This is a genomic window from Pseudomonas sp. BB438 (genome assembly GCF_057180225.1).
Window position 1 is genome coordinate 3,119,200 of the sequence record NZ_CM170001.1, and the last position, 13,533, is coordinate 3,132,732.

Annotated in this window: 3 protein-coding genes; 2 read left to right on the top strand and 1 reads right to left on the bottom strand. The window is 65.5% G+C overall.

Translation table 11 applies throughout. The features are described from left to right. Positions 1 to 27 precede the first annotated feature (27 nt). The gene (locus AC1ZV1_RS14450; RefSeq protein ID WP_484297351.1) at positions 28 to 10,704 is read right to left on the bottom strand and encodes a VCBS domain-containing protein; all 10,677 of its coding nucleotides are present in this window, start codon (positions 10,702 to 10,704) and stop codon (positions 28 to 30) included. A 315-nt stretch (positions 10,705 to 11,019) separates the two neighbouring features. Between AC1ZV1_RS14450 and AC1ZV1_RS14455 the strand changes: the two genes are divergently transcribed. Together AC1ZV1_RS14455 and AC1ZV1_RS14460 are read left to right on the top strand one after the other, a co-directional pair. Next, complete coding sequence (locus tag AC1ZV1_RS14455) at positions 11,020 to 12,648, top strand: mechanosensitive ion channel family protein (protein WP_484297352.1); 1,629 nt, start codon at positions 11,020 to 11,022, stop codon at positions 12,646 to 12,648. 95 nt (positions 12,649 to 12,743) lie between these two features. Beyond that, positions 12,744 to 13,532: an SDR family NAD(P)-dependent oxidoreductase gene (locus tag AC1ZV1_RS14460; protein WP_484297353.1), complete on the top strand. Its 789-nt coding sequence runs from the start codon at positions 12,744 to 12,746 to the stop codon at positions 13,530 to 13,532. The last annotated feature ends 1 nt before the right edge of the window (position 13,533 follow it).

The window sequence follows — 13,533 nt, forward strand, 5'->3', positions numbered from 1 at the left end:
CTTGATTCATCAGAAGTCGCTCGGTCCTCATTGGCCGCCGCTCCGGCGCTGGGCGGCCTCGCGCAACTGGGCGCGGAAGCCCGGTGCGGTCTGTGTCTTGTCAGTCTTGCCGACCATGTCGGCGGGGAAGGGGGCCCACACCGACGGATCGGGCAGCAGGCCGTCGGCGCTCAGGCTGATGACGCCGTGGCGGCCGTCGACCCAGCGGGTGTCCAGGTCGGCGGCTCGGCGGCTCTCGGCCACGGCGCGGGCGACGAACTGACCTTTGACCTGCCCCAGTTGAGCCCCCAGCGATGGGCTTTCGATTTCCGGGGTGGCGAAGAAGTCGATGTTGCTACCGTCGGCGCCCCAGTTGGAGAGCGACAGGCGATCATCGATACGCTCGACCACCGGCTGCACGAAGATCGCCGGGTCGACGTCGGGGAGACGGTCGCGTGGGAATCCATCCTCGCCAAAGCGATCGAAGTGTGGCCCTGGTGGAATGTAGGGGGTGGCGATACTCAGGGTGATGGTCAGTTGTGCCTGGTCGGTGAGGCCGGTCAGATCGCTGATGGTGTAGGTGAAGTAGTCCTTGAGGATCTGCCCGAGGCCGGCAGCGGCCAGAACTTCCCGGTTGCTCATGTCGATGGTGTAGGTGTAGCTGCCATCGGCGTTCAGCACGAGGGTGCCATAGCGCCCGGCAATAGGTTGGCCGATGGCACCGGCTGTGCCACTGGCGGTTTCCTCGCCGGTACGGATTCCGGTGACGGTCAGTTGGTCTCCGCCGTCCACATCACTGTCGTTGGGCAGCACGTTGCCGGTGGCCTGTGGGGCGGGCGTTTCGTCGCTGGCGACAGTGTGATCGTCGCGCGCCACCGGGTTGTCGTCGGCGCCCTGGATGGTCACGCTCAGGCGCGCGTCGGAGGTCGCGCCGGCCGTGTCACGCATGCGGTAGGTGAAGACTTCCGTCAGGGTCTGCCCGGCGGTGCGCAGCGCCTGTACGGTGGGATTGGCATTGTCCACCAGGTACTGGAAGCTGCCATCGGCATTGATCACCAGCTTGCCGTACAGGCCTTGCAGTACGCTGCCGGCGTTGGCCGATGCGCCGTTCTGGTTGGTGTAGTGGACGACGGTTTTGGTTTCGCCGTACTGCACGCCATCCACGTCGGTGTCGTTGTCGAGCACGTTGCCCCGCGGGTCCACGCCCGGAGTGCCGTTGTTCACGCCGCCGGCCTCGACGGCGATGGCACTGTCGTCGTTGGCGATGGGGGTGTCGTTGCGCCCGTCGATGGTGATGGTCAGCAGGCCGGGCGTGGCGCCGCCCCAGATGTCGGCGCCCAGGTAGGTGAACCTGTCCTGCAGGGTCTGGCCGCTGGCGCGCAGGGCCTCGACCTCGGGCAGGGAGTTGTCCAGTTCGTAGTTCCAGCTGCCGTCGCTGTTGAGCGTCAGGGTGCCGTACTGGCCCCGCAGGCTCTGGCCGGGCGCGGTGGCACTGGTTGGCGTCGAACTGTCGCCGGCCCAGAACGAGACGACATGCATCACGTCCTGCGGGATGGAGGTAATGGTGTCCGGATCGGTGTCGTTGGCGAGCACGTTGCCAGACGGGTTGCTGCCCGGGGTGGCGTTGTGCAGGCCGCCGTCCTCGATCGCCGTGCCGAAGTCTGGCGCGGTGATCGGCGGGTCGTTCCGCCCGCGGATGATGATGAACAGCGAGGCCTGGTCACTGAGACCGCCATCGTCGGTCACCTGGTAGGTGAAGGATTCGATGGCGAAGGCCAGCGGCCCCAGGGCGACGATGGTGGGATTGGTGCTGTCGACGAAGTATTGGTAGCTGCCGTCGGCGCCGATCACCAGGGTGCCGAACACCCCCTGTATCACGTGGCCGTTGGCACTGGTGGTGCCGGCCGCCACGCCGGTCAGCGGGGGATTACGGTTCTCGGCGCCCACGCCGATGCCGGTGATGACCATGTGGTCGCCGGCATCCACGTCGGTGTCGGCACCGACGATGGTGCCGAGCACGCCAACGCCGGTGATCACGTTGCCGGTGGGGTTACGTCCGCCGCTGCCGTCGAGGTTCGCCACGGCGTAGTTGATGTCGTCGTTGGCCACCGGCGCGTCGTAGCGGCCTTCGATGGTGATGGTCAACTGGGCGATGGAGCTGGCGCCATCGGTGTCGTGCATCCGGTAGGTGAAGACGTCCGCCAGCGAGTCGCCGAGCTTCAGAGCCTGGACGGCTGCCAGGCTGTCGTTGACCATATAGGTGTAACTGCCATTGCCATTGAGGACCAGGGTGCCGTAAGCGCCATTCAGCGTGATGCTGCCATTGGTCAGGCTGAGGAAGGCGCCGTTACCGCTCCGCGCGCCGGTACGCAGGGCATCGAGGGTGCGGGTCTCGCCGTAGTTGGTGCCATCCACGTCGAGGTCATTGGTCATCACGTTGCCGGTCGCCGGTGAGCCGGGCGTGGCGTTGTTGGTGCCTCCAGCCTCGACGGCGTTACCGGTGTCGTCGTGGGCAATGGGGGTATCGTCGCGGCCATGGATGACGATGGTGAAGGTCGCGCTGACGAATTTCCCGTTGCCGTCGCTGACGGTGTACTGGAAGACATCGCTGAGGGTGTTCAGCGGGGTGCGAAGTGCCTCCACCAGCGGGTTGTTGTTGTCCACCACGTAGCGGTAGTTACCCTGGGCGTCGAGCACCAGGCTGCCGTATTGGCCGACAAGGGCCTGGCCGAGCGTGCCCGTGGTGCCACCGGCCGTGGCGATGCCGGTGATGGTGAGGGGATCGCCGTCAGGGTCGCTGTAGGACGAGCGGATGCTGCCACTCGGGTCGAGCCCCGGGGTGGCGTTGTTCAGGCCGCCCGCTTCGACGGCATTGACGCTGACCGGGTTGACCACCGGCGGGTCGTTGACCCCGGTTACGGTTATGACCAGTTGCGCCTGGTCGGTCAGGCCGCCGCGATCGTGGATGCGGTAAGTGAAGATGACATCCAGGCTCTGGTTGGCGGTCAGTGCGCGGATCGTCGGGTCGGCGCTGTTGACCACAAAGGTGTAGGTGCCATCGTCACTAAGGGTCAGCTGGCCGAAGTTGCCGCTGAGGACATTGCCGTTGGCAAGCCTGGCGACGCTACCGACGATACTTGCCGGGGCGCCGCTGGCGACGGTGGTCAATGTACCGCCGGCAGTTTCCAGGCCCGACCGCACGCCATCGACCTTGAGGGGGTTGATATTGGGCTGGTCGAGACGATCGACATCGGTGTCGGCGCCTGTGCCGGGGGCGCCGGTGATCACGTTGCCACTGGCATTGATCGGTGCCGGACTGTTGTCGCTGGAGCCGGCCGTGGCGGTGTTGTGGTCGTCCACCGCCACGGGTGCGTCGTTGGCGCCCTGAATGGTGATGGTCAGGGTGGTGATGGAGCTGAGGCCGCCAGCATCGGTCATCTGGTAGGTGAAGTTCTCGGTCAGCGTATCGCCGGGAGAGAGCCTTTGTACGGCGAGGCTGCTGTTGTCGACCACATAGCGATAGGAACCATCGGCATTGATGGTCAGGGTGCCGAAGGCGGTCTGCAGGGACGTCGGCCCGCTGCTGGTGACCGGGAAGGTGCGCCCACCGCCGGGACCGTCGTAGCGCACGAGACTGACTGCCTTGGTTTCGCCCAGGGCTACCGAGTCGACATCGGTGTCGGCGCCTGCACCTGTGACGGGATCGCCGGTGAGTACGTTGCCGGTGGCGTCCTGGCCGGGGGTGCCGTTGTTGGTGCCGCCTGCTTCCACGGCAGTGCCGATGTCCGGATTGGCGATCGGTGTGTCGTTGGCACCATGGATGTCGATGGCAATCCCGGCGCTGCTGGTGAGGCCGCCGCTGTCGACGATGAAGTAGCCGAAGGTATCGCGCAGCATATCGCCGGCCGAGAGCAGTGCTTCGACTGCCGGGTTATTGTTGTCGACGATGTACTGGTAGCCACCGGTAGCGGTGATGTACAGCGTGCCGTAGCGCCCGGCCAGGCTGACCACGCCGCTGGTCGGGACCACCACGAAGCCGCCGGTGGCGTTTTCCAGGCGGGTCACGCGCAGGAAGTCGTCGTTGGTGGCGATGTCGACGTCAGTATCGTTGTCCAGCACGTTGCCGGTCGGGTTCCAGCCCGGGTCGGCGTTGTGCAGGCCGCCGGCCTCGATGGCAATGTTCAGGTCCGGGTTGGCCGTGGGCGCGTCGTTGACCGGGTCGATGACGATGTTCATCTCGTCGGTGGCGCTCAGGGCATCGGCCGGGTTCTGGCCGGGAATGCCATCCCCGGTCGTTGGATGGTCGCCGAAGTTGCCCTGGTCATTGGTGACCATCTTCAGCGTTTCGCTGTCGCGGAAGGTGTTGAAGTCCTGGTTGCCCTTGTAATAGAGCTGGCTGAGCAGCACGTTGATCTGCGCGAGTGTGCCGCGCAGGACCAGGGTGTTACTGGCGCCGGTAGGCGGGACCGCATCGGGCGCCGGCGTTGTGGCGCTGGTCCAGAGCACACCGTGGAGTACCGAGAGGGTGACGGTGAGCTCGCCATTGCCAGCGTCCACGTCACTGATGGCCAGGCCGCCGATGTGCAGCACGGTGTCCTCCTGGCCGTGTTGCGGGGCGAAGGTGTTGACCGGTGCCTCGTTGAGGTGCACGTAGCCGAAGTCCGCCTGGGCGGTCGGGCCATTGGTGGAGGTGCCGCCATCGAGGCTCAGCTGCACCCGGTTGAGGGTGTTGCCGGCGCCATCGGTGTCGATCCGAACCTTGAGGGTATTGCCGGGATCGCCGGCGGTGGGGTTGCTGACCTGCGCGTTGACGTCCACACGATAAAGCCCGCTGGGCAGGATGCTGAAGACGTACTGGCCGTTGGCGTCAGTGGTAGTAGTGGCCAGTTGCGCGTCGTCGCTGGTGCCGAACAGGCCGTCCGCGCCGGCCCAGGTCAGGGTGACGGTCTGGCCAGCCAATCCAGGGCCGTCCGGCGTCGTGCTGGTGGTGGCGGATCCGGTGTCGTCCCAGAGGGTACCGCGCACCACGCCGAAGGCGATGCCGACGCTCTTCACATAGTTGTTAAGCACACTCTGGTCCGGCCCGGGGCCGTCCTGGCCGGTGCGCTCGCCGCTGGCGCTGCCGGCGCTGCCGACCGCCGAGCCGCCCCAGCTGGTGAAGCTCTGCGGCAGGCTGGTCCAGGTCAGCACGGCGGAGCTGGCGGCGTTATTGGCGATGGGGCTGTCCGGCACGGTGACGCTGTAGCGGAAGCTGACCTTGTCGCCGACATTGAGCCTGGCGATGTCCAGGCCGATGCCGTTGGCGGGGTTCGCGTCGATGGAGAGGGTCAGCCCGGCCAGGATCGCCGCGCCGCCCGCGGCGAAGTCGGCGGCGGTATAGGTGACGCTGGCACCGTTGGCGTCGGTGAGGGTGACGCTGACGAGCTGGTAGTTGCTGCCGCCCGGCAGCTTGTCCTGCAGGTGGACGTCATAGGCCGGCACGTTGCCGTTCTGCTGGAAGCTTACGTCCAGGGTGGCGTCGGTGGTGTTGCCGGCATTGAGCGTCAGGCCTATCACCGATTTGGTCGGATCGGTGAAGCCCGGTTCGACCACCGTTTCATAGAGGGTGCTGCTCTGTCCGCGCGGTTCACTGTTGCCGTCGACGTACTCACTCACCTGCAGGCCCAGCTGGGTGCCTGCCTGGTTGCCGACGGTATTGCGCACACGGACGTTGAAGTCGATGACCACGCCTTCGATATCGTCGTCACCCGGCAACTGTTCCGTGTTGGTGAGATTGCCCAGGCTGATGGTCACCCGTTGGCCTCCATTCAGGCCACCGGTGGCGGCGATGCTGTACAGCGAGGAGTTCAGCACCACGGTCGGTCCAGGCCATGCCCCGGGATTCGACGGGTCGACCGGTACGTTGGGGTCGATCGGCCGGGCAACGGGACTTAGCTGGTTGCCTTGTATCCACAGGCCGGCGACGGTGTTCGCGTCCAGCAGCGGGTTGCTGCTGTTGAGGCCGCCCTGGGTCGAGGAAATGAAGGCAATGAGAATTTCATTGAGGTCGGCGGCGAGGAATTCCAGGCCGGGCGCCAGGTCGATGACGATCTGGTAGTTGGTGTTGCCGGTGCCGCTGGAGGCGATCTGCACGGCCACGCGGTAACGGATCACCTCGCCGACCGCCACGGTCTCGACCGGGGCGGAGGTGTCGACCACGCCGCTGGCATTGGTGGCTGGCGGGGTGTCCGGCATGCCACCGACGCGGGAGATCAGGATCTGGTTGGAGACGGGGATCAGCAGGGTATTGTCGATGCTGTAGTCGTTGAGTACGCCGCTGCTGAGGATGCCGTCGACGCCCGTGCGTTCGCCGGCATTGGCACCATCGAGGCTGGTCCACTGCACGGCGGCGATGTTGCGCATGACCGGCACCGTGCCGACCTGGCTGTTCACCACCCCGGACAGGCTGATGATGATGCTGCCGCCCGCCGACAGGTCCACCTTGCCAACGGTCTGCAGCACGCCGTTGACGATGGCAAAGCTGCCAGCACCCGCGCCGCTGATGTTGGTGATGGTGTAGTTGCTGATCTGGATCGGCAGGCTGTCCAGGAAACTCAGGTCGAAGGCGTTGATACTGCTGGTGTTGCTGATGGTGATGTTCCAGGAGATCGGCGCGTTCTCGCCGAAGCCGCCGAAGGCCGGGGTGGTGGTGAGGTTCTGGGTCACCGACAGGGTCGGCTCGACGATGGTCACGCTAGGCTGTTGAGCACTGGCCAGGCTGCGGTCGATCGCCGTCGCGCCGTTGGGGGTATCACCGTCCGGGTCGCTATAGACCAGTTGCGCGCCGTTGTTCAGTACCACGCCTTGCTGGTTGCCGATCACGTTGTTGGCAATCAGTACCAGGCGGATGACGAAGCTGTTGTTGCCGGTGACGTTGTCGGCCGAGGCGCTGGCGCTGCTGAACAGCAGGCGCAGATCACCGCCGTCGCTGCCGTCGGCCGTCCGGGTGATGGAGCCCAGCGCGCCGGCGAAATCGAGCGCCAGCGCATCGCTGCCGCCATTGCCCGGGGTGGTGATGATCTGGTAGCCCAGGCCACCGTTGAAGGTGGTGTCCAGGCGCAGGCCGGGCGGGATCAGGTCGTTGATGCGCAGGTTGCCCGTGAACCCTTCGGGCAAGGTGACGACGATGTCGTAGGTCATGCTCTCGCCGATCACCAGGTCGCTGCCGGTGGTGTGGCTGGCGCTGGAGTCGTCGGCGCTCAGGCTGCCGTCCTTGTAGCCTTTGACGATGGTTGGCGCGGCAACCTGCTGGTTGGCCAGGTCGACCAGGTCGGTGGGGGTGAAGTCCTGGCCACCGTTGACGCTGGCGTAGTTGGTCAGCGCCGCGCTGCTCTGCAGGGTGCTCGACGCGAGGATCGCATTGTTGACGGTGACGTCGTAGGTGATCACCACCAGGTTGGCGCCGGTGGAGTTGTTGCCGCCGGTTTCGCTGATACGACCCGCCAGCAGGGTGGCCTGGCCATTGGCATCGAGGAACGTGATCGTGTTGCCGCTGACGCTGTAGTCCGTGCCGGCGCGGAGCAGGGTGCCATCCCCCCGGTAGATCTGCAGGTTCGCCGCGGCCAGGCTGCCGCCGATAAAGCTCACGCCAGCAGGCAGGGTAATGCTGGTGGTGACGTCGTAGGCGCCACCGCCACCGGTGTTCTTGATTGCCGTAGCCAGGCGCAGGGTATCGCCACCATCGATCCCGCTGACATTGCCGTCCACCGCCGCCAGATCGGTGATGCTGCCGGTGAAGGGCTGGACGCCGGTCTGGTTTGTCGGGACCCAGTTTCCGGTCGTTCCCGTTACCGTTCCGTTGCTGCTGGACACTACGCCATGCTTGATGTCCAGCACCGGCTCGGCGATCGACTCGATGACCGCGACATCCGACGAAGTCAGCACGGTCTTGTCGATGGTGGTGGTCTGGCTGGATTGGGCCAGTACATCCAGTTCGCGCTGGTCGGCAAAGGGCTGATCGCCTACGCGCATGGTGAACTGCACCTGCACCCGGCCGCCGTTGAGGCCGCCTGAGGCGAAATTGCCAAAGTTGAAGATGATCGAATTGCCCGGGCCGGTCGTGACGCTGTCGGGCGTGTCACCGATGGTATTGCCGGCCGTTATCAGCCACTGCCCGACCCCGGTGCCCTGCGACCAGTTGATGCCGGTGGCATCCAGCAGCGGCAGCGGCAGGTAGGCGGTGAGGGTGAAGTTCTCGTAGTCCGCCACCAGCAGGTCATAAGTGATGGTGAAGGTCACCACGTCGCCGGGGCGCAACTCGCCATTGACCGGTGGATTGCCGCCGTTCACCTGGGTCAGGTCGATGTCGACGTTGGATGTCTGGATGGTGCTGGTGGTGCTGGAGCCATCGGTCTGCGTGCCGCCGATGTTCACCGAGTCGCGCAGGACGGTGGCATCGACGGTGGCGTTGTTGCCGACACTGTCGCCTTCGTTGAGCTGGTCGTGGGGCGGATGGTCGGAGGTGTAGGTCGTGTCGACGAGGGCATCATAGACGATGGTCAGGCTCGTGGCGCCTTCCTGCGGGTCGTCATCCCACAGGTCACCGTACAGCGCATAGACACCCGGGCCCTGGACCGCGGCGGCGATGGATGCGGCGATGTCGAAGACCAGCGTGGTGCTGCCATCGGCGTTGACCGTGGCGGTGTAGATCAGCGGGATCACCTGGGATCCGCCATGCATCTGGATGACGATGGTCGGCGGGTTGGTGGTGCTGAAAGTCTGCCCGTCACTGAGATGGTCGGTGATGGTGAACTGACCCTGGCCGAGGATGCTCTTGCCGAAGGCGAAGAAGTCCGAGATGGCCACTTCCATGTTGTAGCGCAGGGTATCGCCAGGGGTCAGGCCGACTTGGCCGACGTCGTTCTGGATGTTCACCTGCTTGAGCAGGGTGATGGACTTGGCGACGAAGGTGACGCCCTGGCCGTTGCCGGTCTCGGTGAAGGGGTAGCCGTCCGGGTCGGTGGGGCGGTCGCGGGTATCCAGCGGGTTCCAGTCGCCATTGACGGTGGCGGTGCCGAAGTTGATGGTCACCGGGTTGCCCAGTGCTGGATCGAGCACCGGGCGGCCATTGGCGTCGATCTCCGGTACGTAGAAGCTCACCTGGGTGGTGCTGGCGCTGGTCAGGGTGTCGTAATGGACGGTGTAGCTGGAGACGAACACATTGGGGTTGGCCAGCGCCGCGGCGATCTGCGCCGGGTCGGTCAACACGGTGCCATCGTGCAGGGTGACCGACTCCAGGGTACCGCCGGCGCCGGGGGTGATCTGGTTGACGTGGACCTGGTCGGGGACCGTCTGGGTGACGCTGACGTTGGTCAGGGTCTGGCCGGTGGCCGGGGTCACGGTCACCGTCTGGGTGCGGGTGAAGTTCGGTCCGGTAACGGTCTCGCCCTCGGGCATGTTGACTGTCTGGGTGACCGACAACAGGGTCGGGGTCACCACGAAACTGTGCAGCGCGGACTCCACCAGTGTGGGGTCCTGGGTCGGGTTGTTCAGCGAATCGTTGCCGTACTCGAAGCCGCCACGGGCGTTGATGGTGAGATTGGGCGCACCGTCGGAGTAGGTGGTGTCGGCCAGGTTGCTCAATTGCGCCGTGATCTGGATGTCTATGCCCGGCTGGCCATTGGTGACGCTGCCATAGGGCAGTTGCAGGACGACCATCTGGTCGCCGGGCTTCATGCCGACGCTGGCGGCATTGATCACCAGGGCATTGCCGTTGGCATCCTTGGCGAACGGGTGGGTGGCGTTGCCGCTGGCGTCGAAGGTCAGGATGGTGCTTTTCACCACCTGGCCCAGGTAGGTGGCCGAGACAAAGGTGGCGCCGTCGTTGCCGTCGCGTCCGGTAGCCGGCATGAACAGGTCGATGTAGGGGGCGTAGCCAACCTGGGTCGAGGGGTTGCTGAAGATCACATCGAAGGTGAAGGTATCGCCCAGACGCACCGCAGAGCCGCCGCTGCCCATGGCCACGGTCGGGCTGGCGTTGGCCAGCAGGCCCTGGAAATCCGTCAGGGTGCTGGCGCTCAGGGCGATGGTCTTGTCGACATCGCCGGCGCGCACTTCGAGGTTCCAGTCGCCGCCAGCGCGGGTCGAACCGGTGGCATTGCTGGACGCGCCAACGTCGGCGCCGGTCCAGCGTGCCAGTTCGTTGACCAGCGCCTGGCCGGCGCTGCCAGCGCCCACATCGCAGCCGTACAGCTGGATATCCGCGCCGGCGTTGAGCTCGCCCCGCCAGGCGCTCAGGCGATCGCCGAGCTGGTCGACGCTCTGGCTGGTGAATGTCTGGTTGCCCAGGGTGAACTGGCCGGTGGCGCCGTGGGAGAAGATCTGGATCGAATCGACCTTGCCCAGTTGCGCCAGCGCGTTGCTGATCGCCGCGAGAGCGTCCTGCCCTGCGTCGACCACCAGCGCCGTGGTGCCCACCGGCAGGTTGGCAGCAAGCTGGTCGCGGTTCTCCAGGCGTGCGTCGATTACCACCAGGTTGCGCGGCGCCGCCTGTGCGGGGGCCGCTGCCTGGGCGCGCGCCTCGACGGCGGTGGCCGGCTTGGCGGTGTCCTTGGCCTCGGTTGCGGTGCTGTCGTGGTGTTGTTGGTCGACGGCCGCAGCAGCGGCGCCGTCGAACAGGATGCGTTGTTCCAGCGCGAGGGCGTGGCCCACGGGCTGGAAGAGCTTCGAGCGATATTTGGCCTGCATTTCCCTAATTCCGGCTGAACAAAACTCCAGAGAAAAAGCAGTCCTACGCATATCTGCTTACGCAATTGACGCTAGTACCAATCCGAATTATCGCAAGCAGAACAGCAACATAAGCGACAGGCAGGTATCCGGTATGTAATCGAATTCATACAGCCAAAACGCTGCACCTCTCGGGCGGCGCGGCTTCCGCATGGTGATGCCGATTCTGCTGCGATCGTTCGTACGACATCCGGCAGGTATTTCGGCGTTGGCTACGCTTGAGCGGACGGCCTGTCGGAGACCGTGGTCATGTGCGTGGGCATCAGGGAGCGGGGCATGGGAAGCGTGCTGGGCAGGTGGCTGGTACTACTGTGTCTGGCAGGCGGCTGGGCTGGCTTCGCGTCAGCCGACGACCCTCCGGCCGCCACAGGGGATACCGTCGACGCAGCCGTGGAGCTGAAAATCGAGAACCGCAGCATCCTCGTCCTGCGCGGCACCTTGCTGGGGGAGTCGCCCGAGGTGCGTGCCCACCGCGCGAAGGTGACCATCGAGGAGGCTCTGCAAGGCAACCAGGATCTGCAGGTCAGCGTTGACCCGATCCAGAACAGCTACATGGTGCTGCTGGGTTACAGCCGTGCCTTCATCGTTACGCCTGAGGACGTCGACCCGCCCGGCAGTCCCGTGCGTGTTGCCGCCGAGCGTGCCGCCGCCAACCTGCGGCTGGCCGTCCGCGAGCACGGCGAAGCGCACAGCGTGCGGTTCCTGCTGATCGCGCTGGGGCTGGCCGCGGTGGCGACAGTGATCTACCTGCTGTTGCTGCGCGGCACTGGCTACGTACGCAACAAGCTGCTGGAGCGGTTGCCCAGTGTAATGAGCCGCCACAGCGGCCGTCTCAAGGTCGGCCAGACAGCGCTGCTGGGCAGTCGCTACCTTTATTACCTGGTGGGCCGGCTGATCTGGCTGATCTACTGGCTGGCGGCATTCCTATTCAGCTATCAATGGCTGAGCTTCGTGTTGTCGCGTTTCCCCTATACACGGCCCTGGGGCGAAAGCCTCAACGTGCACCTGATCAATCTGGCGCGCTACCTCATCAACGGCATGCTGGACGCCCTGCCGGGCCTGGCGGTGGCGTTGTGTATCCTGATCATTGCCCGCGCCATCAGCGGCTTCGCCCGCCACGTGCTGCAGCGCATGGCGCGGCCGGGCAACCTGCGCTGGCTGACCGAGGAAACCCTGCAGCCGACCACGCGGCTGACCTCCCTGGCCATCTGGCTGTTCGCCATTGTCATGGCGTATCCCTATTTGCCCGGTTCCGGCACGGAAGCGTTCAAGGGCCTGTCGGTGCTGGTGGGCCTGATGATCTCCCTCGGCGCTTCCAGCGTCATCGGCCAGGCGGCGTCGGGGCTGATACTCACCTATTCGCGCACCTTGCGGGTCGGGGAGTTCGTGCGCATTGGCGACAACGAGGGCACGGTCACCGAGGTCGGCGTGTTCAACACCACCATCCGCACCGGCCTGGGCGAGGTGTTGACGCTGCCCAACTCGATGATCACGGGCTCCGTGACACGCAACTATTCACGCATCGTGCAGGGCCAGGGCTACGTGGTGGATACGGTCGTCACCATCGGCTACGACACCCCGTGGCGACAGGTCGAGGCGATGCTGATCGAAGCCGCCCGGCGCACCGACGGTATCCTCGAAATGCCGGCGCCGCAGGTGTTCCAGACGGCGCTGTCGGACTTCTACCCCGAGTACCGCCTGGTGGCACAGGCCATCCCCAGCGAACCGCGCCCGCGCGCACTGCTGCTGAGCCTGCTGCACGCCAATATCCAGGATGTATTCAACGAGTACGGCGTGCAGATCATGTCGCCGCACTACCTGGGCGACCCGCAGGAGGCGAAGTGGGTGCCGCGCGAGCACTGGCATGCGGCACCGGCAAGGCCCGAGGCTCCATCCGACCGTTGAGTCCAGCGTGAGGCGCGGCGTCATCTATCCTGATCCGGCCACGGGCCCGTGTTTCAGCATCGGCCCGATCCATTTGCCCCCGCTGGAGACACCCCATGAACCTGCACCTCACCGACAAACTCGCCCTGGTCAGCGGTTCGACCAAGGGCATCGGTTTCGCCATCGCCCAGGGCCTGGCCCGCGAAGGGGCGAGGGTCATCCTCAATGGTCGCAGCCAGGCCTCGGTGGACGAGGCCATCGGGCGAATTCGTGCGCAACAGGCCGACGCCAAGGCGGAAGGCTTCGCCGGCGACCTGTCGGACCCGCAGCAGGTGGCCGCACTGGTGCAGCGCTATCCGGCCGTGGACGTGCTGGTGAACAACCTGGGTATCTTCGATCCCAAGCCGTTCGAGGAGATCCCCGACGAGGACTGGGTGCGCTTCCTCGATGTGAACCTGCTTTCCGGCGTGCGACTGTCCCGTGCTTACCTGCCAGGCATGAAGCAGAAGAACTGGGGGCGAGTGGTCTTCATCAGCAGCGAAAGCGGCCTGGTGATCCCCGTGGAGATGATTCATTACGGCGTCACCAAGACTGCCCAGCTCAGCCTGTCGCGCGGTCTGGCGGAGACCTGTGCCGGCACCGGCGTGACGGTGAATGCTGTGCTGCCGGGCCCCACAGCTTCCGAGGGCGTCAACGAGTTCGTCGAGAAGCTCTCCGGTGGCCAGCCGTTCGCGGAGTTCGAGGCAGAGTTCTTCCGCAGCGCGCGTCCCAGCTCGCTGCTGCAGCGCTTCGCCCGTCCGGAGGAGGTGGCCAACCTGGTGGTCTACGTCTGCTCCGAGGCTTCTTCGGCCACCAATGGCGCGGCGTTGCGGGTGGATGGTGGGGTGGTGCGCTCGCCGTTCTGAG

Bases quoted from the DNA above. Each gene is read 5' to 3' on its own strand.
- AC1ZV1_RS14455 (WP_484297352.1), top strand. From the start codon at position 11,020: ATGGGAAGCGTGCTGGGCAGGTGGCTGGTACTACTGTGTCTGGCAGGC.
- AC1ZV1_RS14450 (WP_484297351.1), bottom strand. From the start codon at position 10,704: ATGCAGGCCAAATATCGCTCGAAGCTCTTCCAGCCCGTGGGCCACGCC.
- AC1ZV1_RS14460 (WP_484297353.1), top strand. From the start codon at position 12,744: ATGAACCTGCACCTCACCGACAAACTCGCCCTGGTCAGCGGTTCGACC.